Origin of the sequence: Spirillospora sp. NPDC046719 (assembly GCF_040645715.1) — a bacterium.
GTDB lineage: Bacteria > Actinomycetota > Actinomycetes > Streptosporangiales > Streptosporangiaceae > Spirillospora.
Genome location: NZ_JBEYYT010000045.1, coordinates 1 through 24,874, shown reverse-complemented (window position 1 = coordinate 24,874; position 24,874 = coordinate 1). Strand labels below are relative to the sequence as shown.

Below are 24,874 nucleotides of genomic sequence, written 5' to 3'. Positions count from 1 at the left end.
CCTTCCGGACGCACCCCCAGAAAGGCCCGCCATCATGAACGAGCTCGTGAACATCGCCGTCGTCTACTACTCCGCCACCGGCACGATCGCCGACATCGCCCGCGAGATGGCCGAGACCGCCGAGAAGGCGGGCGCCCAGGTGCGGCTGCGCCGCGTCGCCGAACTGGCCTCCCAGCAGGCGATCGACGCCAACCCCGCCTGGGCCGCCAACCTGGCCGCCACCAGCGACGTCCCGACGGCCGTCCCCGACGACCTGGTCTGGGCCGACGGCGTCCTGCTCGGCTCACCGACCCGCTTCGGCAACATCGCCGCCCAGCTCAAGCAGTTCCTCGACACCCTGGGACCGGTCTGGCAGCAGGGCCTGCTCGCCGACAAGGTCTACAGCGGCTTCACCTCCGCCGGGACCGGGCACGGCGGGCACGAGGCCACACTGCTGGCCTTGTCGCACACCTTCCACCACTTCGGCGGCATCCTCGTCCCGCCCGGCTACACCGACCGTGCCAAGTTCGCCGACGGCAACCCCTACGGCACCTCCCACTTCGACCAGGGCGGCACCACCCCCGTCGACGACACCACCCGCGCCGCCGCCCGGGTCCAGGCCGAACGCGCCGTCAGGTTCGCCCGCGCCATCAAGAACGCGAACGAACCGACCGCCTGAAACACACATCACCCCTGGCCGCCTCGGCCGCGTGCTGGACGAAAAGCGCTTAGGGGAGATGCGCACCGTGTTCACCGATGACGCAACCGTCGGGACTGCCAGCGGATCAGCGCGGGCAATCGACGCGCTCGTCGAGAAGGCTCGCAGGGTCCGGGCCGGCCCCCGCTCCACCCGCGAGTCGATGGCCGGGTTCGGCACCGCACCTCGGGGACCGTGCTCCACCAAGGCGTTCCGGTCCTCGGGGCAGGCGGCAGGTCATCAGTGGGTTCGAGTCCCATGCGACCCACAACCCCTGAGCAGGGCGAACGCGAGTTCGCTCTGGTGTGCCGCCGACCGGCGGACGCACTGGTCCGGAGCAGGCCTCCGCGGTTCCCCGCAGGCTCGAATGCGCAGCCCCGCCCCGCACTGCCACGCCGCCGCCGACCGGCATGCATGCTCCCGCGCTGCCTACTACCGAGTAGCCGCCGTCAACGCCGGTGGAACATTCCGCCGGTCCGGCACCCGGAGGAGCCATGCCCCGGCCGGCGCGCGGAAGCCGGGCGGTTCGGAACGCCGGGCGAGATCTTCTGTTTCGCCTTCCTCAACGAGGTCACCGAGGGTCATGGGTTCCATTTCAGGGTGACCGAGCCCAGCCGTAGAATCGTCGGTGGACCGGGTCTCAGGGCACCGAAATGGCGGCGGGACATGACGAAGCTGGACGGGGAACCCCAAGGTCACAGCGGTGGGCGGCTGCCGTCCGGACGGCATCGGCTGTCCCGCAGCTATGTGGCCAGCAACCAGCGGGCGCGTATTCTGCAGGCGGTGATCGAGGCCGTCGGGTCGGACGGTTACGCGCAGCTCACCATCGACACCATCGTCAGCAGGTCCGCGGTTTCCAAAAAGACCTTCTACGAGAATTTCAAAAGCAAGGAAGAAGCGTTTCTCGCCGCCTACGACTCGGTCACGGAGCGGGTTCTCGGGCTGGTGATCGGCAGTGTCGACGCGGACGCGCCCTTGGCGGACCGGCTGCACGCGGGCCTCGGCGCCTTTCTGCAATTCATCGCCGACGAGCCGCTGGCCGCGCGGATGTGCGTCGTGGAGGTGCTGGCGGCCGGCCCGGAGGCGGTGGAGCGCCGGGACCGGGTCAAGCGGCTGTTCAGCACGATGATGGTGGAGCACCTGCGGGCGCAGGTCCCGGACTACCCCGAACCCGAACTGACGGCCGAAGTGGCCGTCGGCGGGATGCACGAGGTCATTTTCGATCGGGTGAACCGGGGCGAGGCGCACACGCTGCCGGCGCTGCGGGAGGCATTGGTCAACGTGTTCGCGATTCCGCATCCGCCGGCAGCGGACCACTGAGCCGAGTTGTCACTTCTGTGAGCAAAGGGCGTGTCCGGATACGGCCACGCCCTGCCTGCGTCCATAAATCGCCGAGCCGCCGGCCGAGGGCGTGTGAGCTGGGTCACCGCGGCTCCGCTTCATGACACAGCGCGACCGAAGGGCCGCTCTCCCGCTACGCAACGTGCACGCTTTTCGGTCGCGAGATCACCTTCTCCGGGCGGCCCGAAATAAGGTCCTTCACGTTCTGGGTACGACATCGTTCTTGAAGAACGCCGCAGTTTATGTTTCCTTTCGGGGGTCCTTCCCACCCCCGATCGAAAGGACAGGAAAGTGCGGAGACCGTTCAAGATCGCCCTCCCCGCGATGGGGGCGAGCGCGCTGCTGATCGCCGGCGCGTCCGCCGCGCTGGCCACCACGATCAGCTCCGGCGGCTCGCCCTACAACGGTGACGTCAAGGTCACCAACATCAACCCCACCAAGTTCTCGGGCAACGGCCCGGGCATCGGGCTGATCACCAGCACCTGCAACGCCGTGAGCCTGGTCGCCTCCGTCGTCTCCGACGGCTCCGGCGGGCAGCTCAAGACCGCCTCGCTCACCAGCTGCACCAACAACTACGGCGGCAGCGACACCTACACGGTGAACAACCTCCCCTACAGCGGCGCGTCGGCGCACTACGACGCCGCCCACACCAACAACCGCGACGGCTACCTGACGATCAACGCGCCCAACAGCAGCGTGGACGTCAAGGTGGTGCTGCACCTGACCAACCTCGGACGCACCGAGACCTGCCACTACGGGCTCACCACCACGACCCCGCTGACCATCGACCTGTTCAACAAGACCAACCCGAACCGGCCCGACACCACCAACCCGCACTCGCAGGGGCAGCTCACCGGCCAGCAGCTGCAGAAGATCTCCAACCCGGAGAACACCGCGGGCTGCCCGGCCGCCGTCTCGGGCAACGGCAAGTTCCAGGTGCTCACCGAGCCCGGCGGCGCCGACCTCACGATCGCGCCCTGACCCGGCGCTGCTGAGCCGGCCGCCCCCGACCCGGCCGTTCTCACCCACGCGCGGGGCGCTTCGTCCCCGCTCTGACCAGGCGGGGCCGCCAGGGCCTGAACGGCGGCCCCGCCACCGTCCGAGCGCATCACCCCCGGTCCCCTCCGAACGGCCCCGCTCCAGCCGCGCGGCCAGGTGCGACCGGGCTTCCTTCCCTGCCGTACCCACCCCCTGGAGAACGCTGTGCGATCCCCGTTCCGCCGCCGCCGCAGCCGCCTGGCTGCGCTGGCTCTCGCCGCCGGCACCGCACTGTCCGGTGCCGCCCTCGCCCCGTCCGCCTCGGCGGAGACCATCCCGGCCTTCAGCTTCGCCAAGTGCCCGGCGCTGCCGTCCGGCGCCGACCCCACCTGGTGGAACTGCAACGTCGCGGTCATCACCGGCGGCCGGTTCACGCTCGGGAGGCTGGACCAGGCGATCACCTCGCCCATCACGCTGACCTACGCCGTCGGCTTCGATCCCGTCACGCTGGAGCAGAAGGTCATCGTCGGCGGCTTCCAGGCCGACAAGATGCTCGTCAAGCCGGGCATCTTCGGCGACCCCATCTTCACCGCCGTGTACGCCAAGCCCGAGTACGCCGGGTTCATGGACCTGCAGAACGGCGACGTCCTGCTGAACCTCAAGGTCAAGGTGATCAACCCGAACCTCGGCCCGTACTGCTCCATCGGCTCCGACGGCAACCCGATCAAGCTGCACCTGATCTTCGGGACCACCAGCCCGCCCCCGCCCAACCAGCCGATCTCCGGCAGCACCCCGGTCGACGTGTCGACGGACCCGCCGGTGTTCAAGGCGACCATGGTCGACAACTCCTTCGCCGTCCCCGGCTCCTCCGGCTGCGGGCTGGCCGGAAGCCTCAACTGGGTGGTCAACTCCCAGGCCGGGGTGCCCTCGGCCGCGGGCAGTAACACCGCGATCTTCAACCAGTACGTGAGCTACAAGCCGTACACCGACCTCTGACGCGGGTCACCCCCGCCCCCGAAGTTCCCGCCCGCGAACAGCCCGGAAACCCCCTGGAGCATCGATGACAACAACGACCGTGCGGCGCCGCGCAGCGATGGCGCTGGGCGCGGTGACCGGCGCGATCGCCCTGGCCGCGCACGCCGCCCCGGCCACGGCCGCCCCCGCCCTGCCCGTCCGCGACACCCTTCCGTCCGGGCTCACGTTCGAGGACTGCCCCGCGCTGCCCGCCGGGGCGGACCCGACGTGGTGGAACTGCAACGTCGCGGTGATCGCGGGCGGGAAGCTGCAGATCGGCAGGATCGACCAGCCGATCGACAAGCCCCTCCGGCTGACCTACGCGATCGGATACGACCCCGAGACGCTCGAACAGAAGATGATCGCGGTGCCGCTCAAGGGCGACCCGATCCGCGTCACCGGCGGCATCCTCGGCGTCCCCGGCACCGACGTCCTGCCGATCCTGCAGGTCAACGCCAAGCCGGAACTGGCCGCCGACCCCGAGTTCAACGTCGACGCCAACACCCTCCTCCGGCTCAAGCTCAAGGTCGACGTGCGGAACCCCCTGGTCGGCGACCAGTGCACCATCGGCACCAAGAACGACCCGATCACCCTGAACCTGACGATCGGCACCACCAGCCCGCCCCCGCCCAACCAGCCGATCTCCGGCAGCCCGCCCGTCGACGTCTCGGCCGACCCGCTGGTGTTCCGGCTGAAACTCGTCGACAACGCCTTCGCGGTGCCCAGGTCCAGCAGCTGCGGCCCCGCCGGCCTGTTCAACGGAATCGTGGACTGGCGGGCCGGACTGCCCGCCAAGGCCGGCACCAACACCGTGGTCTTCGACCAGTACCTGGCCTCCAAGGCCTACACGGACCTGCCCGCATAGTCGGCACTTCGGCCGGCTGGACCGCCAGTGGCGGTCCTGCACCCCACGCCGGCTCGCCGTCCATCCGGGCGGAGACGGCGAGCCGGCGTCCTTCACACCGGACAGCCGCCCGCGTGGCCAGGGCGGACACGGGATCGGTCCCGGTACGCCGATGCCGTGCGGACCGCCTCGTCAGTCCGTGCCCCCGCCTCGCCAGCCCGCGTCCTCCAGTGCTCGCCGGCGGGTGTCCCGGGGGGTCTCGCCGAAGCGGCGGCGGTATGCGGCGCTGAAGGCGCTGGACGAGGGGAAGCCCGTCCCGTGCCCGATGTCGGTGATCGGCACGTGCCGGTGGCGCGGGTCGCGGAGCCGCTCGCGGGCGAGCCGGAGCCGCTCCTCGCGGATCAGCTCGCGCGGGGTGGTGCCGGCCTGCTGCAGGGCGAGCTGGACCTGGCGCAGCGACCAGCCGAGGCCGTGCGCCACCGACGAGCCGCTGAGCTCCGGATCCGCTATGTTGCGGCGCACGTACCGGCGGATGTCCGCCTCCACCTCCGCGAGACGTCCCGCGGCGGGCGGCTGCTCGGCGCCCTCGATGAGCATGCGGACCAGTTCGGTGAGGCGGTCGCACGCCGCGTCGAACTGCGCGGCGGTGAGCTCGTCGCGCTCGTCCCGCAGGACCCCGATCATGGCGCTCACGAGCCGGCCGAGGCCCTTGGTCAGGTCGAAGAAGCAGGAGGCCGGGTACGGACCGGGCACCTCGCGTGCGGGGATCGTCAGCAGCACGGCGCGGAGCGAGCCGGACTGGGTGAACCGGCACGGCTGGGCGATCGTCAGCAGGGCGCCCGTGCCGGGCCGCACCGTCGCCTCGCTCCTGTCCGTGACCAGGCCCGCCGCGCCGTACAGCGGGATCAGGAGCCGGTAGTCCTCGTCGGGTTCGCGGCGGACCAGATCCGGCGTCCGCAGGTAGTGCGTCTCGCTCGACCAGTACGAGACGAGCTGGTAGGCCCCGCTGTACTGGCGGATCATCCTGCCGTGGAAGTCCTCCGGAGAGGGGCAGCGGACGTCGAGCGCGGACTGGTAGGCGTTGGTCCGCTCCCTCCACAGCTCGACGCGCTCGTGAGGGGCGTAGTCATCGGTCGCCGTGGTGGTGACGCTGTAGCTCAAGACGGTCTCCCCCCAGGCACTCACGCTTACAACTGCTCGTCCTGCCACCTGGCATGCACAAGATTCGGCTATGCGCATCCGCGCGTACCACGGCGCAACCGTCAGCGTACGCTCGCGCGACCGGTCGGCAAGCGGGCTCCCTGTTGCATACGGCGGCAACTTCCGTGCGCAGCGCGGCAAGCCTCCGCCCGAAGCCCCTCCTATCTTCGGTGCAACGCGTGCTCCCATGGAGTGCCCCATCCGTGTGGTGAGCTGAAGCCCGACATGCCTGGACGGGAACATCCCAGGGAGTTTCTATGTGTGGTGCGCATTTCACTATGGAGACGGCGCCGGGTGAGGTCGTGAAGCGCGGCCCGGTCACGGGACGGGCGCTGGACGGGGACGCAGGAGGACGTGCGGTTCCCGGAGGCGCCACGTGACGGACGAGGGTTCCGCGCGGGGGGCGGTGGTGCTGCGGGCCGGGTGGGCGGTCCGGGGTAAGCCGCCGGGTAGCTATGACGAGTACCGGGTCACCGGGTGTGGTGGTCCGGATTTCTCGGCGGCTGACTATGCGCATATTCTGCGGCATTTCGCGTTGGGGACGCCGTCGCCGGGGCGGTCGGGGCCGGCTGCGTTGCCGTGGATCACGATCAGTGAGGTGCGCGGCGGTGATGACGGCACCCGGATCGGTGTGGCGTTGGAGGACTGGACCGGCGAGGCCGACGGTGCGGGCCGCCCGATCGCCGAGACCCGCTACTTGTGTGTGCCGTATGAGGCGCTGCGTGCGGTGCCGGTGTCGTATGCGGGCCTGTATGAGGCGTTGTCGGGGTTGACGCCGCCGTTCCCGCCCGACGGGGTGGAGTTGCGGGTGGCGCCGCTGGATCCGGCGACCTTGGCGCAGGCGCTGGGGCGGTTCGGGGTGCAGCGGGTCGCCGCGGCGGCGTCGCTGCTGATCGACGGACCCGTCACCATCACCGGAGCACCTGAGCTGACCGCTGTGGAGCGGTTGGCGTTCCTGGACGCGGTCGCGGCGCTGCTGCCCTACGGGTGGCGGACCCGGTTCTCCGCGGCGACCTGGGACCAGAGCGGCAACCGCAACGTCTCCCTGGCCTTCGCACGACAGGTCCGTGACCGCACCGCCGAACTCGACTGGCGGACACCCCGGCTCCCCGAACGCGACACACCCGGCCGCGCCTACGCCGAAATGCTCGCGGACCTGTTCGGGGATCGAGGGCGCTCCCATGCCGAGGTCGTCGCGTACCTCGCACACGCCACCCCGCCCCTCACCGACACCGAACCCACCACAGCGGTCCGGATACTCGCCGGGCTCGACTGGCCCGCGACCGTGCTGCAAGCCGTGGAACGCGGAACCCACGACCCCGCCGACATCCGCGACCTGCTCACCACCGGACGCCACCGCGAGCTCAGCGACGCGGGCGCCCGAAGAATCCTCACCGCGCTGATCCAAGAACGCGTTCCGGAGGACGTGCCGCTGCTGCGCGAGCGCTGGGCCGACCTCGGGCAGGCCGATGACCTGCTCGCCTCCCTGCTCGGCCCCGCGGATCGCGGCGAGGACGAGACTGCCCGCGCGGAGGCCGCGGCGCTGATCGTCCTCGAGATGGTCGACCTGGAGGCCGTCGCCGCCGGAGCGCCGCAGTGGCCCGCGACGCTCGGCGCGCTCGCCGCGAACCCCCGTGCGGTGTGCGCCTTGATGGCGGAACTGGCGTTCGGGCCGCCGGACCGGCTCGTCGCCTGGTACAGGATGCTCTGCCACCGCCTGCCGGAGTCCCTGCTCGGCCCGTTCGGCGACGTGCTGTTCGACCCGCTGCGCTCTGTCGACCCGGATCGCCTGGCGGCGCTGGCCGCGCACGGCACCGGCTGCGTGTCGGACCTGGTCGCGCTCGGATCGGGCACCGGGCGGCTCGGCTACGTCCTGCCGGGGCTCGCCGGCTGGCTGACGGCGCTCGACCGCGTCCCCGAGGACGGCCCGCTGAAGGCCCGGCTGGCGCAGGCGGAGTCCCCGACCCCTCGCGAGCGCGGCGTGCTGGACGGGCTGCTGCTGTGGCTGGACGCGCCGCCGCAGCACGTCACCGGGGTCCCCGCCAGGGGCCACGAGCGCTACTGGGACGGCTTCCGGTCGATATGGACCTGTCGCATGCCCGCCGGCCACACCGACCGGCGCCCGGAGATCCTGGAGTCCTGGGTGCGGGCGGGCGGCTGGGCCGGGTCCGCCGAGGGTGTCGACGCCGTCCTGCGGCTCGTCCACGTGCTGTCCGCCGGGTTTCCCCGCGAAGGGCGCCTGCTGGAGCGCGCGTTGCTCACCGCCCGCACGCGCGTGCCCGGCCTCGACCGCGCCGGTCGGCGATCCGGCTTTCACCGCACGGCCGGGCCGCCGTGACCACCGTCGTCGCGCCCGGATCCCGGCCGCTGGTGATCGACGTCACCGCAGGCGGTCCGGCGAACCCGGGAAACGGATCGGCGGCTGCGGACAATAACCGGTTGGGGGCTCCCGTCGGCCCGCCCGCGAGGAGGCGAGCTCTCAACGAGCGCTTGGTCGCCGCCGTCGCCTCCTTCGGGGGGCGGCTCCGGCGAACGGGCGCGGTGACCATACCGACGAAAAACCGCGCCGGTCCGCCAGCCTTTTGCATCGTTCCATTATGCGGCCCCGATGATTTGCACGCCCCCGCCTCACCACTCCGATTCCAGCCCACCGTCTCCCCCCTTTCCGCCGGCTACTCGAACCGTTTCCTTCTCCCCGCACGGTGATCGCATGGCCTTCCCGACCGCCCGTCCCCGCCGCCCGTCCTCGGACCGCACCGTCGACGGCCTCCGCCCCACGGCTCCCCCGACACGGCCGCCCTGCCGCCGCCGCGCTCCGGCGAGACTCCGCATGTCCGCCGCGTCGCCGGGGCGGACGGCCTGAGGGCGCCGGGCCCCGCAGGGCACGCCCGCCCGGCCCGGAGGCGCGGCGCACCGCGCGCCGACCACGCCCGCCGCTCGTCTCACGATATGAGACGAATGACCACCAGATGGAACCGATCTGTTGCAGCGCCGGGCGGTGCGCGGACGGTCGTCTGTAGCGACGCATCAGAAAGCCTCGTCCGACCTCGACTCGATCACCGCAGCGAAGACGGCCAGCAACGTTCCTGGATGCCATGCTCAACTCACCCACCACCGCAAAGCGCTCTCAGGCGTGCGTCTGTTCGCCCGCACGAATGGATCGACGAATGAAGGAGCATGATTTTGATCGGGAATAGGCGTGCCGGCGGGTCGTCCGCGCACTCCGGCGGACGCCTCATTCCCGGAGTCGAGACAATGGACGCGCGGGCCCGTCCGGCGCCCCCGGCCGCCGGAGCCGGCGCCTCCCACCACCGGGCGCGGGACGCGTTTCCCGAGGCGAGGGCGGTATGAGGCTCTCCCGGCTGGCCTCCGGCCGAACCGCGGTCTGGTTCTCCCGGCCGCCCTCGGCGACCACGTCCCTCGTGGCCTTCCTCGCCCCCCTGGGCTACTGCCTCGTCCCGTACTGGCTCGTGGCACCGGCGGGAGCCGCGGCCGTCCTGCTCGGCGAGGCCGTGCTGCTGCGCGCGAGGCGGTGGAGGATCGCGCTGGACGCGGTCGAGACGCTGCTCACCCTGGCCGTCACCGGCCTGGTGACGGCGCGCCCCGCGGGGCTGCCCAGCCGGGCGCCGAGCGTGACGCAGGTGGTCCTGCTCCTGGTGGCCGCCCTGCTGATCGTCGCGATCATGAGGCGGTCCGTGCACGCTCCGCTGATCGCGGAGGACCTGATGGAGGCGGCCTGCGCGGCCGGTTTCGCCTTCCTCGTCCTCAGGGCCCTGCGGACCGGCGACGTCACCTGGGCGTTCCTCGCCGCGTTCCCGGCCGCCGTCTACTATGTCGACACCCGCGTCCTGAGGACGCGGGAGACGGCGCTCAGCACGGCCGAGCGGCTGCTGCAGCTGCCCTACGTCATGGCCCACCGGCATGCGGAGTCGGCGGACCTGGCCTCGTTCGTGGGCGACCTGCGGAAGATCACGAGATCCGGTGTGCTCTGGCTGCACACCTCCCTGCCGGCGGGCGACATCTGGATCAAGGCCTCCGCCGAGGGCATCACGCGCTACCAGCGGCGGCCGGAAGAGCTGGCCTGGCTCGAAGGGCTCCCGTCGCGGCCGCATCCGTACCTCGTCGACGAGGACGCCCTGCCCGGCGGATGGCGCGCCGGCGTGCACTTCCCGCTGGAGGCCCCCGGGGGCCGCGTCGCCGGCTACCTGCTCATGGGGTGGACCCGGCTCACCGGCCTCTACCTGAGCTTCTGGGTGCTGTCCGGGGTGCTGGGCGGAGCGATCAGGGGGACGGCCCGGGCACTCGGCGCCTACTGGGCCAACACCTGGGCGGCCCACGAGCTCGAGGTCGAACGGGCGCGGCTCAGCGCGGCCATCGACCACTCGGACGTCGCGATCCTCGTGCTCGGCGCCTCCCGCCGGGTCGAGGTGTGGAACTCCGCGATGGCGGCGCTGACGAGCATCCCCGCGGACGAGGCGCTCGGCCGCCGGAGCGAGGACCTCTTCACGCTGGTCTGCGCAGACGGGGCCCCGGTCGAGCTCGCCGACGGGCTCACCGGGACGCCGCGGCTGACCACCCGGGACGGGCGCCTTCTCTGGGTGGAGGTCTCCTGCTCGGCCGCGTCCGGGCCCGGAGCGTCCGAGCTGCTCACGGCCGTGTTCGTGGACAAGTCGGCGCGGCAGCAGCTGGACCAGATGCGGCACCTGCTGCTCGCGTCGGTGCACCACGAGCTGCACGGCCCGCTCACCACGATCCGCGGGCACGCGCAGCTGCTCGAGCCCGCCGTCGCGAACGAGGAGGACGCCGAGTCGATCGGCGCGATCCTCGACTCGGTGGAGGTGATGCAGCACGTCATCGCCGACCTGATGCTCGTCATCGACGGCGACCCGTCCGCCTGGCCCGTCGCGGTCGCGGAGGACATCGAGATCTCGGGCCTGCTGCGGCGGGCGCTGCAGAGCGCGCCCTCGGTGGCCTCGCGCACGGTGGTCTCCACGCCGTCGCAGGTCGTCGTGCGCGGCGATCCCGTCCGGCTGCGGCAGTGCCTGGTTCTCGTCCTCCGCAACGCCGAGAAGTACGCCCCGGAGGGCAAGCTGACGGTGGAGACGCACCAGGAGGCGGGCCACGGCGTGCTCACGATCTGCGACGAGGGGCCCGGCATCCCCCCGGGGGAGTTCCTCGCGGCGCTCAAGCCCTATTATCGGTCGGCCTCCACGCAGGACCTCCCGGGCTCGGGGCTCGGCCTCCACATCGCCGACCTGCTCATGACCTCGATGCGCGGGCGGATCGACCTCGGCACCGCTCCGTCGGGCGGGCTCAAGGTCGAACTCCGGCTTCCCCTTGCGCCGACCGACCAAGATCAGGACGATGAACCGCAGACCGGCTCTACCGAGTGAGACGGGCCCCGCCGGGAAGGTGGACCGATGCCAGATCGGCGAGCACCCCGCGCAACTCGGCGAGGTCGAAAGGCTTGGCGAGGACGCGGGTCAGCGCGCCGTCGTCCAGATGAAGTGAGGAGCGAGCAGCCGCGGTGAGGACGAGAACCGGAAGGTCGACGGTGGGGGCGTGTTCCCGAAGCCGGGTCAGGACCTCGGCACCGTCCATGTCGGGGAGCATGCGGTCGAGGATCAGCAGGTCCGGGGGGCGGGCCCGGTCCACGAGCAGCCGCCAGCCCTCCTTTCCGTTCCCCGCGAGAACCGGTTCGTGACCGTCGCGTTTCACGATCGTACGGAGCAACTGCCCGACCCCGGAGTCCTCAATGATGAGCACCCGCACACCTTGCCTCCGTTCGATTTCCCAGATGGCCGCGAGTGAGCGTATCAGCGCGGTCACGGAGTGCACGGACGAAAATGAGACAGGCGGGACCGCACCCGCCTCCGTACGGAGTTCCAACGGGGGTGGAGGAGCGGCCCGGATTGCGCCCGTGACGGCGTTCGCCGACCGCTTCCCACTCCATTCTTCCCTGACCGGCCCTTCTATCCGGATACGATGAGGTATGGCGCGGATATTGGTTGTAGACGACGATCCCCGCCTGGTGAAGGTGGTCTCCACTCTCCTGCGCAAGCATCACCACAGGGTCGAGGCGGTCCCCACCGGAGAACTCGCCCGGCAGGCGCTCCGCCGCGGGAACGTCGACATCACGCTGCTGGACGTCAACCTGCCGGACGTCAACGGCCTGTCGCTGATCCTCGAGATGCGCCAGGAGGGGAACGACGTCCCGGTGATCCTGCTGACGGTCCGGACCGAGGTCCACGACCAGACGCTCGGGCTGCGGCTCGGCGGCGACGACTACATCACCAAGCCGTTCAACCCGGAGGTGCTGCTCGCCAGGATCGAGGCCGTCCTGCGGCGCGCCCAGGGGACGGGCGTCGTCCAGCGCGACGACGAGATGGACGACAACCTGGTGGAGATCCCGCCCATCGTGATCGACTTCGCCGCCCGGCAGGTCTTCAAGGACGGGGAGGTGGTGCGGCTGGCTCCCCTGGAGTACTCCATCCTCGAGTTCCTGGCCGCCAACCGCGGGCGGGCGGTCTCCAAGGAGGAGCTGATGCTGGACGTGTGGGGAACCAGCCGGGGCGTCTCCCGGACGCTCGCCGAGCACATCTCCCGGCTGCGCCGCAAGCTCGGCGACGGCCTGATCGTCACCCAGACGGGGTACGGGTACCTCGTCCCGGGGGCGCGCTAGGGATCGCGGAGCCAGAGGTCGGTGACGAGCGCGTCGTCGTCCTGGAGCCGGCTCCACATCTGGTGGCCGCGCACCTGCATGGCGGTGCACCAGCGGGCCAGCCCCAGCTCCTCGCCGACGCTCGCGCCCGCCTGGGAGGGCCAGGGCAGCCCGACCCGGGACCGCGCCCGCTCGAGATCGGCCCGGGTCGCGCCCGCGGCGACGGAGCGCACGCTGTGCACGGTGAACCCGGCCTCCTGCCGCACGGCGACCTGCTGGTCGGCGACGGCGCCGAGGAGCGCCAGGTGGGTGCCGGCGGTGTCGGCCACCATCCGTTCCGCGGTCTCCTCGGGCGTCTGCGCGTCCTCCAGGTCGGCCAGCAGCCGGCCGAGCCCGTCGATGGCGGAGCCGAGCAGCTCCGCGCAGTCGGCGTCCTCCCCCGAGACGGGCGCGGGCCGCTCCCCGGCGCCGAAGGTGGCGATGGTGAGCTCGCCCGCCAGCCGGTGGGCGAGGCCGCGGACGAACCTGTCGTGCCAGCCCTCCGGGGCCGGCTCCTCGTGCTCGACGACGAGCGCGCACGTGTCCGACAGCGGTATGGCGGTGTGGGAGCCCGCGGTGAACCGCGCCCGCCAGGTGAGCGCCTGGCCAGCCGCGACAAGGGAGTCGGGGTCGGCGGCGTCGTCGACGGTCAGATCCTGGACGCCGCGGGGAGGGGACTCCACCCGGGCGTGTACGAACCGAGGGTGCATCAGCCGGCAGATCCTCGGCTTCCCGCCGGGGCGGACCGGCGGGTCGCGCCGGTCGTGCGGCCGGCGGCGGGGCGGCCCCTCGCCGCGCCCCGGCCGGTGCCCGTCAGCGCGGGGCGAGCCTGAGTGCCGCGCGGGAAGGCGGCACGATCAAGTGGATCTTCGGCAAACTCCAACGTCCCCTCCTCGAGCTTCGGCCCAGGCAGCTCCGTACCTGCCGGTGCGGCAGTAGGAATGGGGACCCCCGCCCCCTGAACACTGAGCTGACTTCATGCTAATCGTGCCTGCACGATAGTGGTTAGGCCGCTGCGTGAACAGCGGCCTTTGTGTAAGGTACATCGCTTCAGGAGGACGGCACAGGGCTCGCACGGAAGCACGGACCTTGACGTGGTATCGGTGGCCTGCTCCCCTTTGTTCGCCAAGCTTACGGGCGTTTCTCGTGATTACCGGGGCGCCGATCGGGCCGCCCGCGCCGGCCGGGCCGTTGTCCGCATGCGAGGCGATGCCCGCCAGGTCACCCCTATCGACGGGGCCGGACGGGGCGAGCGATGATCTTGAGTGCGGGCCGGGCATGGGAGGGCCGACTTCCGGGCGTCGACCCGGCCGCCCGCGAGATGTTCGTCCGGGCATCGGTATAGGACGATCCGGCGGGCGGACCGACAATTCCGAGGCATATTTCAAACCCGGATTCCATGGCTTTCTCCGCCTCGCCGGGCCATCGGGCGAAGCGTCACCGGCAGCCTCTCGCGCCGATCTCTTTTAAAATTCAACTTCCCCGCAAGGCCGGCGACCCCAGCCGGGGAAAGACGCGCCCGCGGGGCGGTCGACAACGCGGCCGCCGTGCCGGCACGAAGGATCGACATCCTCATGTGTTCGAACCCCCACGGCTCTCCGTCCAGGTCACCGGCCGGAGAGGGGCCTGTTCGAACGGCGGAGGCCGCACGGCGCGATGGCGAGAACCACATCCCGCCCAAGCATTGTCGCGGATACATCACTATGTGAAAATATGCGAGCGGGCGGCGTCGCGAACGCCGTCCCGCAAGGCGCGCGACCACGAGGCAAATGCTATGCGAAGCGCACGTCGGATGCAGAGTTCCCAAGCCTCCGCCGCGAGCTCTGCAAGTTGCACTTCAACTACGCCTGAAACTATCAGGACCAGTTCGCGGCGCAGAAGGAATCGCGCTCCGTGAACTGATTTCGCCGCTCCGCGGCGCGGCGCGAGCGGACCGCGGCGCCCGCGCCGGCCGCCCGCGAAGCCGGTATCGACGCCAGGTCGGCGCCGGACGCGCGCGCCATCAACGCTTCTTCTTGAGCAACATCGTGCATCAGCGCCTCTGCAAGCGTTCTCCGAGGTTTCAACACGAATTCCAGCCGAGATCAACTCCAGATCAACGGCGGCTCGGCGCCCCCCGAACCCGCAGGACGGCCGCCGGTCGCCGATGACCGCCGCCACCTGCCAATTCTCTCTCCCGACCGCCCCGCGACGCCGCCGCCGGGCGCGCCGAACGGACGCTCCGGAGCTGCAACGAGCATGTCAACAACCCTTTTGGGGCTGCCTCTTTCTCCGAGATCGTTTCGTCTGATGGCTGCGTGAATCACGAGGTGGGGAGAGACGATGGAGACCGTGCGGCCGGCCGGCGAGGGCTCTCAGACTTCTGACCGGATCCGGACACGCAACGAGGAGCTGTTCGCCCGCCGGAGGCGACTCCAGATGACGATCGCCGAACTGCGCGCGAGCTGCGGCACCGGCGAGGCCGACGCCGACCGGGAGGCCGAGCTGCGGCAGGCCGAGCGCGAGCTCGACGATCTCACCTACGAGATCATGACGGCGAACTTCGGTCTGGTGCGCCGCTACGTCGCCGCGTTCACGTCCCGGTCGTCCGAGCACAGCGAGGACTACGAGAGCGCCGGCAAGGTGGGGCTGCTGTGGGCGATCTCGTCCTACGACCCGGCGCAGGGCCTGTTCGCGAGCTGGGCCTTCAAGCCGATCCAGCGGGAGGTGCTGCGGGCCGTCCGGGACGCCGAGCACCCGAACCTGAACCTCGGCGACTTCGAGAAGCGCCCCGCCATCCTCGCCGCGGAGCGCGCGCTGCTAGAGGAGAACGGCAAGGCGACCCCGCCCGACCCCGCCGCGATCGCCAAGCGGGCCGGCGTCACCGAGGCGCAGGTCCGCCGCGTCCTGGACGCCCCCCGGCTGGACAGCCTGCACGCCTCGGTCAGCGGCCGGGACGACGAGATGATCTCGCTCGAGGAGCGGCTGGTCGATCCGACGCAGAACCTGGAGGACAAGGTGGAGTTGCGGTCGCAGCTCCGCGCCCTCCACGACCAGGGGCTGCCGAGCCTCGACGCCCGCGAACTCCACGTGCTCACCCGCCGGTTCGGCCTGAACGGCGAACCGGGGCAGTCGCTCCGCCTCATCGGCGAGCAGCTCGGCCTTTCCCGCGAGGGCGTGCGGCAGATCCAGCAAAAGGCCCTGGCCAAGCTCGTCGAGCCGGTCGCGGGCGCGATCTGAATCGCATTCCACTACGGGATTAATGCGGTTACCGGCGAACGGTGAGCCGTTCGCCCATCACTGGAAAAGGGCACCTGCTCCCTCAACTGGCGCCGTTGGCAGCCAAGGGAGCAGGATTCCTTGCGGGAGACCGCCTTTACCGACCGGTACCAAGCCGGAAGGCGGCCTCGTCTATTATCGTCCGGGAACGGCGCACTTCTGCCACCATCGCGGGGGAATGGATTCGCATTCGGCGGGCACCGGCCCGCCTCCCCCGCCCTTCGGCTCCTCGGGACCCGCCCGGCACGCCGCGGCGAGGCCCGCTCACCGGGGGAGGGCTCGCGGTCCGCGCCGCGAGCCCCGCCGCTCCCAGGTCAGGGACCCACCTCCGGCTCCGGGTCGAGCACGCGGGCGATCACCGCCACGCATCCGCGCACGTCGTCCACCGGGCCGATCTTCGAGCCCCACTCCCACCAGTAGCAGAGGACGTCGCCGGCCAGCGGATCCGGGTAGCACTTCACCCGCTCGCTGAACCATCCGGTCTTCGGGTTGCTCACCCTGACCCAGGCGCCCCCGGCCGTCCGCTCCACCCGGGCCCGCATCAACTGCCCGGCGTTCAATTCCGTCGCCAACTGCTCCAGAAACTCGTAGGGTCCCTCCTCCGGCCCGTCAACTTCCTCCCCCGATCGGCCACCGGTGACCAGGCTCATTTCGGTACGTGCCTCCATGTCATGAAGTCGGCCGAAGAATCGACGTCGAAGGCGAATGCAATCGTCGGGCCGGACTCTTCGCCTTCCCTTTTCAGGCCCCTCGTATAGGTACCGTCCGGACATGGCGGCCCGCCGCAACGTTCATTTTCGGGAACGCGTGAGGAGCCCGCCCCGGCGGCCGCCGGACCGCGTCCGTGACCGCCGGGGCGGGCTCCGCTCAGTGCGCCATCACCCGGGTCAGCGCGCGCATCACCATCTCGGGGGCCGCCGACCGGCCCGTGACGACGAGCCTGACGGCCGCCCGGATCTCCGACTCCGGGTTGGCGATCAGCGCTCCGACCTGGCCGGCCGACGCCATCCGCTCGGCGGTGGCGCCGGGCCGCACGCCGATCACGTAGTCGGCGTCCAGGGGTTCCGCCGCGGCCACGCAGCCCGGGGGCAGGACCGCGTGCGGCCCCTCGAAGACCCGGCTGCCCGGCGGGACGAGCGGCGCGAAGGCCCGGATGACGACCCGCGCGGCGGGCCCCGTCACGGTCACGGTCTCCAGGCGCGCGAGCGCCGCCTCGACCTGGGAGAGCAGTTCCCTGGTGACGACTCCCGACTCGAGGAGCCCGGCGATGGTCGGACCCCGCATGGTGCGCCGGCTCACCACGACCGACTCGCCCGCGCGGGTCACGCGCGCGTCCATCCGGTCCTGCGCGGCCTCGGCGCTCTCGACGGCCCGGCGGGCGGCCTCCTCGCTCGGGAACCCCGCGACCTCGTGGACGCCGTGCTCGCCGAACACCGTCACCCGCGTGCCGCGGACGTGCACTTCCATGACCCGAGGGTCCTGCCACAACTCGCCGATGAGGTGGAGGCCACCCATGACGTAGTAGACCTTCCGGGCCATCGCGGGATCGCCACCGGTGTGGCGGCTCAGCATGTCGAGCCACATCCGGCCGATCGACGGCCTGATCGACGCCGCGATCCGCGCGGCGGTCTCCCAGTCCTCGTCCGGCACCGGCCCCCCACCCGCCGACTCCGCCGCCGACGCCTCCTCCGAGACCGCCTCAACCGAAGGCACCTCGACCGGGGGCGGCTCGACCGGGGATGGTTCCGCTGGGGATGGTTCGGCCTGGGACGGTTCAACCGAAGCCGACTCGGCCAACGCTTCCTCCCCGGGCGGCTCGACCTGCGGCGATTCCGCCGGTGGCGCTGCGCTCCTGCGCGCTTCGACCGGTGGCACTTCGGCCCGAGGCGGCTCGACCGGAGGCGCTTGCTCGACCTGGGGCGGAGCGGCCTGAGGCGGCTCGGCCCGAGGTGGTTTCGCCGATGCCGCCTTGGCCTGGGGCGGTTCCGCCGGCGTCGCTTCGGCTCGGGACGACTCGGCCGTTGGCGGCTCGGCCTGAGGCTGTTCCGCCAGTGGCGCTGTACCCCGGGGAGTTTCGGCCGATGGCGCGGTGGCCTGCGGCGGCTCGGCCTGGGGCGCTTCGAGCGGGGGCGGCTCGGCCACGGGCGGCTCGACCGGTGGCACTTCGGCACGAGGCGGTCCGGCCTGGGGCGGAGCGGCCTGAGGCGGCTCGGCCCGAGGTGGTTTTGCTGATGCTGCGTTGGCCTGGGGCGACTTCGCCGGTGTCGCTTCGGCTCGGGACGGCTCGGCCTGAGGCGGTTCCGCAAGTGGCGCTGTGCCCTGGGGCGTTTCGACCGATGGCGCGGCGGCCCGCGGCGGCTCGGCCTGGGGCGCTTCGAGCGGGAGCGGCTCGGCCAAGGGCGGCTCGACCGGTGGCACTTCGGCACGAGGCGGTCCAGCCTGGGGCGGTGCGGCCGGAGGTGGCTCGGCACGGGGTGGTTGTGTTGATGCCGCGTTGGCCTGGGGCGACTTCGCCGGTGTCGCTTCGGCTCGGGACGGCTCGGCCGTTGGCGGCTCGGCCTGGGGTGGTTTCGTCGGGGTCGCCTCGGTGCGGGGCGGCGGGGGCGGGGCGGTTCGGGGTGGTTTCGGTGGAGGGGCGGGGGCCGGGCCCTGCTTCGGGGCGGTGGGCGGACGGGGTTGGGTCACGTGGGAGGCGGGCAGCGGCTGCTCGGCGGCGCCTGGTGGGAAGGGCGCCGGCCGCACGGAGGAGAGCGCCGTCCGGGGCTCGCGCTCAACGGGGGCCGGTGCCCGGAGGCGGCCGGCGACGCGCTTGTCGTTCTCGGTACCGAGGGTCCCCTTCTTCCGGGGTTCCCCGTCGAATTCGATGACCGACCAGAAGTCCATTCCCTCTGTGGGTTCCTGAGGCGGCGACGACATGGGCCGGGTTTCCTTTCCTGGCCGACGGAGTCGACCGCCCGGGCTCGGCACCGCACCGCGGACGCCGCCGCGGTGCGGACGCCACCGTGCCCGGGCCGGTCACGTGGTCCTGGCGGGGGGCCTCGTGGTCGAGTTGGTCCAGCGCTTGTTGGTGTCGTTGACGTCCCTCTCGACGGAGGTCAGCTCCACCTTGAACGGGATGCCGGGCCGGCCGCCGACCTTGACCAGGAACCTGCCGCGCCCCGGAGGCTCGCTGTCCTCCTTCAGGTCGGGGTTCCAGGACGGCGGCGTCGACCAGTCGACGATCATGCGCTCCTCGATGGACGACAGGCGCACCACCTCGTTCACCATGGGCATCTCCGCCTGCGGCAGCCCGCCGCAGATCACCATGCCGGCGCGTTCGGCGAAGCCCTTGGCCTTCATCCGGTCGGACTCGTCGGCCAGCGCGAGCAGGTCGGCCATGGTGTGCGTGATCATCACCTGGCCCGCGCCGCGCTGGCGGTTGAGGCGGGTGAGGGCGTCGACCCGGTCGACCAGGCCGCGTCCGGACCGCAGCACCCGCCACAGCTCGTCGAGGACGACGAAGAAGTGCCGCGGAGGCGCCAGGCCCTCGTCGGCCAGCGCGTGCGCGACCTCGATCGAGCCGAACCCGTCCGACCAGCACGCCAGCAGGACGGCGGCCTGGAGTTCGGCGTCGGAGTCGTCGATCCCGCTGATGTCGATGCAGACGCCCCCGGGATTGTCCAGCTCGATGCCCGTGGTGGTGTGGCCCGCGAACGTCTCGCCCATCGGCCCGTCGAGGATCCCGAGCAGCGAGGCGTGCAGGGGGTCGACGGCCGCGCGGTACCGCGCCTCGTCGCCGCGGGCCAGGGTGACGGCGCGCAGCCGTTCCGGCCCGTCGTCGATCACCTTGATGAGGTCGGGCAGGATGGGGACGCCCTTGTGGCGCTCGTCCAGCACCCGCAAGGCCGCGTTGAGGACGGTGCGCTCGGTGTCGGCGATCGGCCCGCCGCGCAGGAGCGTGAGCAGCGCGGCGACCATGTTCAGCCGGCGGCCGTGGGCGTCCGCGATCAGCTTCCGCCGCGCCTCCTCCGGGAGCTGGGCCACGGCCTTGGACGTGGCGCCGGGGTCGAGGACGTTCAGCGACCCCAGCCCGCGGCCGAGCTTGATGATCTGCCCGCCCATCGCGCGGACCAGGTCGACGTAGTCGGGCTTGAGGTCGCCGAGCACCATGGGGAACACCCCCTGGCCGACCAGTCCCACGACCATCCGGCGGATCAGGGTCGACTTGCCCAGCCCCGGCTTGCCCAGCACCAGCGCGGACGGGTTGTGGATCAGGTTCGCGCGCTGGAACCACGAGATCGGGTCGCAGCACAGCGCGGCGCCGGTGGTCAGCTCCCGGCCGAGCGGCACACCGATCATCGGGGTTCCCGATCCCGCGCCGAACGGCCACAGCCCGCACACCTGGACCGTGGTCCCGCGCCACTCCGGCGGCGCCTCGACGTAGGAGGCGCGGCCCCCGCCCCGGCGGCTGAAGCCCCTGAACCCGGGTTTGAGCTCGGGCTTTCCGGTCTTCTTCTTGTCCTTCTTGTCCTTCTTGGCCTTCTTGCCCTTCCGGTCGCCGTCCGCGGCGGGCGGCTCTCCGGGCGGGCCGGCGGGGATCGCTTCGAGGGGACCGTTCACAGCGACTCCCTCACCAGCGCGGGAACCTGCAGGTGGTGCGGCAGGACGATGCCGAGCGGCAGGGCCGCCGCGAACGCCGACGCCTGCGACCCGTACATCCGGCGCAGCCGCAGGCGTGCGGGGGCCGAGAGCGTGTCGATGGCCGCCGCCGCGACCGGCAGTTCGTCCGACGAGCGGACGGTGGCGGTGACGAGGATGGTGAACCGGGTGACCCCCGCTCCCCTGGCCTCCTCAAGGGCCGACTGGTCGCTCTTGATGACGTCGATCTCGTTCCGGGCCGCGGCGGTGGACCCGTCGAGGCGGAACCGCGTGTCCCTGCGGTCCCGTTCCACGATCCGGGTGGCGGAGGCCGGGTCGTGCGGCCGGTAGAGGAAGGTGACGCGCTTGCGCGCGATGTCGTGGTGCGGCGCCACCAGCCCGGTCATCACGTTGGACAGCACCTCGCCGCGCGGCGCCTCCGACATGCCCCAGGTGATGGAGTGGCCGCTGTCGTGGACGTAGTGGTCCCAGGATTCCTGCGACGAGACCGGCCCGGCGTCGTCCCAGCGCAGTTCCTGGCCTTCGGCGGCCTCGATGGTCGACTGGGCGTCCGGGTCGTAGGCGATCCGCACGGCGCGGGCGAGCTGCTCCGCGGTCATCGGGCGGGCGGACCCGGCACCGGTCATCGAGAGCCCGGAGATCAGCCCGGGGATCCGCATCCCGATCTCCCGGACCATGGCCTCCTGGTCCCGGCGCTTGCCGCCGATCTGCGGAAGGGCGGCGTAGGTGACCGCGACGCGGGTGGACACCCGCGCGCTTCCGACCGGGTAGTTCCAGACGATCTCCTCCAGCGCGGCCCGGGCGAGCTCCGGAGCGTTCGGATCGGTGTGGGCGTGGATCTCCTCCCGGAGGCGCGTCCCGCTGTCGGGGGCGGTCTCGATGGTCACGCTCGCGGCGACGAGGCCCGGCTCGTAGGCCAGCGAGGCCAGCCACTGCCCCCAGTGGGACACCCACGTGTCGATCTGGATCTGGTCGACGAGCGCCGCGCCTTCGGCGTTGCAGTCGAACACCACCGTGTAGTGCTTCGTGGACGGGATCACGACCAGGGCGAACGGGCGGCCGTAGGAGTCGCGGCCCTCCACCAGGCGGGACTGCGCGAGCAGCCCCGGGAGCCGGCACACGCCGTGCGGGACGACGCTCAGCGGCCCCGAGCGGTAGAGGTGCCATCCCTGGGACCGGCCGGACCACCAGCTGAACCGGGCCGTGAGCGACTGGAGCGCGGTCCGCCCGTGCACGTCCTGGATGACCAGCGGCAGCATCACCACCGCCAGGACCACGGCACCGAACAGGGCGACCATCAGCGACACCATCGCGAGCAGGGTGACGATGATCAGCCCGACCATGAGGATCAGGGTCCCGGCCAGTCCCAGCTTCCCGATCCCCGGAGACACCGGCTTGCGCCAGTTCCCGTAGGTCGGTTCTTGATAGTCGGTTGCCACTCCAGCTCACCTCATTCCTTGACCATGCGTTACCGGACTACCTGCTGCCACTGGGCCCGCTGCCGCCGCTTCCGCCACCCGACCCTCCGCCCCCGGAGGAACCAGGAGGCGGGGGCGTGTAGGGAGGGATGTAGGGCGCGGGCGGGGGCGTGTAAGGCGGAACCTGGTAGGGAGGCACCGAGGACGACCCCGTTCCTCCAGAAGGGGGAGAGTAAGTGGAGGAATTACCGCTTGAGCTGCTCTGGGCGCCGGAGCCGCCGGACCGACCGCCTGTCGAACCGGTCGAACCGGTCGAGCCCGTCGAACCGGTCGAGCCCGTCGAGCCCGTCGAACCGGTCGAGCCCGTCGAACCGGTCGAGCCCGTCGAACCGGTCGAGCCTGCGGCGCCGCTCGCACCTCCGGTGCCCCCCGAACCGCCCTGCGACCCGTCGTTCGATCCGTAGTTGGAGTAAATAACCCCCAAATTGGGGTTACGACGCGTGAAAGGAAGGCGTGGCAAATGGAAACCGCCACCACCGCCGCCTCCACCGCCTCCACCGCCTCCACCGCCACTGGGGCTCGATCCGGCGCCCGGCACGAAGGCGCCGACGCCCTTGATGATTCGCTCCCTCATGGACGTGCCGCCGAGCACAAACTTGCTGGCCTCGCGGACGCTGAAGGAGCTCTGCCCCTCGGTGGCCGCGGGCATCACGGCACGCAGGGTCGCGGGCATGGCCAGCACCGAGCCGGCGACGAGGGCCAGACCGAAGAGGCGATCAGCCTCGTAATCGGACGTCATCAGTTTCAAGGCCGCGGCATCGATGGTCGCGATGACCGGCTTGACGACGATGAACGCGACCAGCAGTCCGATGCACCGCCGGTACGCGGCGTTCCCGTAAGACGTGAACCTCGACGCCGCCACCGCCGGGAGGATCCCCACGACAACTATCAGGGCGCCGTTCCGGAAGAGCATCAACACGAACTGAATACACGACGAGAGTGCCGCCGCGGCGGCAAAGAAGGCGAGAACGAACGATACATCATCCTTGTCGCCGCCGCGGATCAACTGGACTCCGTCTTGCCACTTCTGTTGCCATTGGTCATCCTTCGGCTTCATATGTTCGATGATCATTTTGGAATATTGATCTCCGGCCATATTCGCCAAATTAACGATCGTCGCCACAGTGAGGATGATCAACGCTAGTTCGAAGAACTGCACCATCGCGTCCCGGAAAGGCGCACCCTTGCGTTGGATCGCGATGCGGAAGGCCGCGACGAGGAACCCGGCGAACGCGAATGCCGCGGTCAGCCAGTTCGTGTACAGGCGGAGATCATAGAGTACACCGCCGCGTTCTCCGGTCAGTTGCACGTTATAGGCGGTACCGCTGCCGGCGATCCACCAGGTCAGGAACTGTTCGAAGCTTCCCAGTGCCCAGTCGAGCAGTTTTTGGACGAGCCAGGCCCACGCCTCGTTGAGAATGTCGTTCACCGGGCGCCTCCCGGACGACATCGCGCAGGAGGCGCGCAGTTGTTTGACTCAGACACGGCGGTCCCCCGATTCAGAACGGATCGACCAGGAGGGAGACGAAGCCGATGGCCAGCCCGGAGCCCGCGACGAAGACGGCGAGCACCACCCATCCCAGTTCGGTAGCGTTCGCGCCGAACTCGCCTCGCTTGTGCCTGATCGCCATTCTCCCCCCGACGATCACGAAACCTGCCACACAGCCGCCCAGGACCGTCCACACCAGCCAGCGCAGCATGATCGCCACAGGCTGGGTGATCTTCCCCGCGTCGCCCGGCTGAGACCGCGGCAGCGTCAGGTCGGGCCTGGCATTGATGTCCGGCTTCCTCCCGACGGGAAGCTTGGGTATGGGGACGCTGAGATCCGGGCCTCGGAGAGCGTCCCTCCACTTTTCATATTTCTTCTTGTCCTTATCGGAGTAGCCGAACAGTTTCCTACCGTTGTGACAGTTGTCCTCCGAACCTTTGGTCCCCCACGACGAGTAACACGGGTCCGGCCCTCCCCTGTCCGCCTTGGGCCAATGCTGATTGTCGCTGCTGTCGCAGTACGAGTCGTCGTCCTTGTCACTGCCGGCCAGACAGACCTTGAAGATGTACAGCTTCTTCGGATCGTAATTAGGGATGGTAGCCACGTCCTCAGAAGGATTTCCGGCCGCTCTCAGACGGACCACCAGTGCGCCGTCCAAAGCGACTCCACCGCGCACGAGGTAGCCGTCCTTCTCCGTGTCGCTGATCCTCACCTGGTGAGTGCATGGGTTGAATTGAAACTTGCCACCAGGATCCGAGTCGCTGGTACGAATGTTATCCATATCGTCCCAGTTGTCGGACTTCGAGCCACTGCATTCGGAAGGCGCCGGTTTCGCCGCGAGACCGGCGGTCGCCACCCGGCCCGGTGCCTGCACGGTGGTCAGTGCGGCGGCCAGGGTCGCCCTCTCCGCCCCGGTCCCGGCCGCCCCCGTGTCGATCGCGATCCAGGGGCCACCGCCCGCCTCCGCCGTCGCCGTGCCCGCACCGGAGTACGGATCTCCGGCGGCACCCGCCGTACCCACGAGGGTGGCCAGGGCGAACGCGGCCGCGCCGAACGCGGCGAGCCGGAAGAGCGCTCCTCGCAGATGCGCGCCCTTTCGCCGGACGGTGGTCCGGAGGGTCGCGCCGATCTTTCCGATGAAGCTCATCGCGGCATTCGATCCAGGCACGGTGGACCCCCGATCTCAGAGCGGATCGACCAGAAGAGCGGCGAAGGCGGCGGCCGGCCCGGAGCCCGCGCCGCCGCGGGCGGGGCTCCG

At 70.8% G+C, this 24,874-nt stretch carries 19 protein-coding genes; 9 read left to right on the top strand and 10 right to left on the bottom strand.

Going from position 1 to position 24,874, the window contains the following annotated elements; translation table 11 throughout:
• The first annotated feature begins 34 nt into the window (after positions 1-34).
• The 5 genes from wrbA (at position 35) to ABZ914_RS11155 (ending at position 4,874) form a co-directional block, all read left to right on the top strand.
• Complete coding sequence (wrbA, locus tag ABZ914_RS11175) at positions 35-658, top strand: NAD(P)H:quinone oxidoreductase (RefSeq protein WP_500192861.1); 624 nt, start codon at positions 35-37, stop codon at positions 656-658.
• A gap of 684 nt (positions 659-1,342) precedes the next feature.
• The gene (locus ABZ914_RS11170) at positions 1,343-1,996 is read left to right on the top strand and encodes a TetR/AcrR family transcriptional regulator (protein ID WP_500192860.1); all 654 of its coding nucleotides are present in this window, start codon (positions 1,343-1,345) and stop codon (positions 1,994-1,996) included.
• 312 nt (positions 1,997-2,308) lie between these two features.
• Positions 2,309-2,998 carry a hypothetical protein gene (locus ABZ914_RS11165; protein WP_500192859.1) on the top strand — a complete coding sequence of 230 codons (690 nt, stop codon included), beginning with the start codon at positions 2,309-2,311 and terminating at the stop codon, positions 2,996-2,998.
• A gap of 222 nt (positions 2,999-3,220) precedes the next feature.
• A complete protein-coding gene (locus ABZ914_RS11160; RefSeq protein ID WP_500192858.1) occupies positions 3,221-3,991 on the top strand; it encodes a hypothetical protein in 771 nt (256 codons plus the stop codon).
• A 64-nt stretch (positions 3,992-4,055) separates the two neighbouring features.
• Positions 4,056-4,874, top strand: coding sequence for a hypothetical protein (locus ABZ914_RS11155; RefSeq protein WP_500192857.1), 819 nt, complete (start codon positions 4,056-4,058; stop codon positions 4,872-4,874).
• A gap of 171 nt (positions 4,875-5,045) precedes the next feature.
• Here ABZ914_RS11155 and ABZ914_RS11150 read toward each other — a convergent pair whose 3' ends face one another.
• A complete protein-coding gene (locus ABZ914_RS11150; RefSeq protein ID WP_500192856.1) occupies positions 5,046-6,014 on the bottom strand; it encodes a helix-turn-helix domain-containing protein in 969 nt (322 codons plus the stop codon).
• 637 nt (positions 6,015-6,651) lie between these two features.
• On the opposite strand from ABZ914_RS11150, the gene ABZ914_RS11145 reads away from it, so the two are divergent.
• Entirely contained in the window at positions 6,652-8,391 is a 1,740-nt protein-coding gene (locus tag ABZ914_RS11145) for a hypothetical protein (RefSeq protein ID WP_500192855.1), read from the top strand.
• A gap of 1,009 nt (positions 8,392-9,400) precedes the next feature.
• The gene (locus ABZ914_RS11140) at positions 9,401-11,446 is read left to right on the top strand and encodes a PAS domain-containing sensor histidine kinase (protein ID WP_500192854.1); all 2,046 of its coding nucleotides are present in this window, start codon (positions 9,401-9,403) and stop codon (positions 11,444-11,446) included.
• Here ABZ914_RS11140 and ABZ914_RS11135 read toward each other — a convergent pair.
• Positions 11,436-11,819: a response regulator gene (locus tag ABZ914_RS11135; RefSeq protein ID WP_500192853.1), complete on the bottom strand. Its 384-nt coding sequence runs from the start codon at positions 11,817-11,819 to the stop codon at positions 11,436-11,438. The genes ABZ914_RS11140 and ABZ914_RS11135 overlap by 11 nt on opposite strands.
• 226 nt (positions 11,820-12,045) lie before the next feature.
• On the opposite strand from ABZ914_RS11135, the gene ABZ914_RS11130 reads away from it, so the two are divergent.
• On the top strand, positions 12,046-12,735 hold the full coding sequence (locus ABZ914_RS11130; RefSeq protein ID WP_500192852.1) for a response regulator transcription factor: 690 nt from the start codon (positions 12,046-12,048) through the stop codon (positions 12,733-12,735).
• Here the strand turns inward: ABZ914_RS11130 and ABZ914_RS11125 are convergent.
• On the bottom strand, positions 12,732-13,463 hold the full coding sequence (locus ABZ914_RS11125) for a hypothetical protein (RefSeq protein WP_500192851.1): 732 nt from the start codon (positions 13,461-13,463) through the stop codon (positions 12,732-12,734). The two genes, ABZ914_RS11130 and ABZ914_RS11125, sit on opposite strands and share 4 nt — an antisense overlap.
• A gap of 1,146 nt (positions 13,464-14,609) precedes the next feature.
• Positions 14,610-14,786 (bottom strand): hypothetical protein, encoded by a 177-nt coding sequence (locus tag ABZ914_RS11120; RefSeq protein WP_500192850.1) that lies wholly within the window; start codon positions 14,784-14,786, stop codon positions 14,610-14,612.
• A 289-nt stretch (positions 14,787-15,075) separates the two neighbouring features.
• Between ABZ914_RS11120 and ABZ914_RS11115 the strand changes: the two genes are divergently transcribed.
• The gene (locus tag ABZ914_RS11115) at positions 15,076-15,972 is read left to right on the top strand and encodes a sigma-70 family RNA polymerase sigma factor (RefSeq protein WP_190856864.1); all 897 of its coding nucleotides are present in this window, start codon (positions 15,076-15,078) and stop codon (positions 15,970-15,972) included.
• Positions 15,973-16,325: 353 nt separating this feature from the next.
• Here the strand turns inward: ABZ914_RS11115 and ABZ914_RS11110 are convergent, their stop codons facing one another.
• The 6 genes from ABZ914_RS11110 to ABZ914_RS11085 form a co-directional block, all read right to left on the bottom strand.
• Positions 16,326-16,661 (bottom strand): hypothetical protein, encoded by a 336-nt coding sequence (locus ABZ914_RS11110; RefSeq protein ID WP_190856865.1) that lies wholly within the window; start codon positions 16,659-16,661, stop codon positions 16,326-16,328.
• A gap of 217 nt (positions 16,662-16,878) precedes the next feature.
• Positions 16,879-17,724: a hypothetical protein gene (locus ABZ914_RS11105; protein ID WP_500192849.1), complete on the bottom strand. Its 846-nt coding sequence runs from the start codon at positions 17,722-17,724 to the stop codon at positions 16,879-16,881.
• Between the two features lie 1,302 nt (positions 17,725-19,026).
• On the bottom strand, positions 19,027-20,610 hold the full coding sequence (locus ABZ914_RS11100; RefSeq protein ID WP_500192848.1) for a putative type IV secretion/conjugal transfer ATPase: 1,584 nt from the start codon (positions 20,608-20,610) through the stop codon (positions 19,027-19,029).
• Positions 20,607-22,088, bottom strand: coding sequence for an SCO6880 family protein (locus ABZ914_RS11095; protein ID WP_500192847.1), 1,482 nt, complete (start codon positions 22,086-22,088; stop codon positions 20,607-20,609). The genes ABZ914_RS11100 and ABZ914_RS11095 overlap by 4 nt, the downstream gene beginning before the upstream one ends.
• Before the next feature lie 37 nt (positions 22,089-22,125).
• The gene (locus ABZ914_RS11090; protein ID WP_500192846.1) at positions 22,126-23,556 is read right to left on the bottom strand and encodes a hypothetical protein; all 1,431 of its coding nucleotides are present in this window, start codon (positions 23,554-23,556) and stop codon (positions 22,126-22,128) included.
• A gap of 70 nt (positions 23,557-23,626) precedes the next feature.
• Positions 23,627-24,763: a hypothetical protein gene (locus tag ABZ914_RS11085; protein ID WP_500192845.1), complete on the bottom strand. Its 1,137-nt coding sequence runs from the start codon at positions 24,761-24,763 to the stop codon at positions 23,627-23,629.
• Positions 24,764-24,874 lie beyond the last annotated feature (111 nt).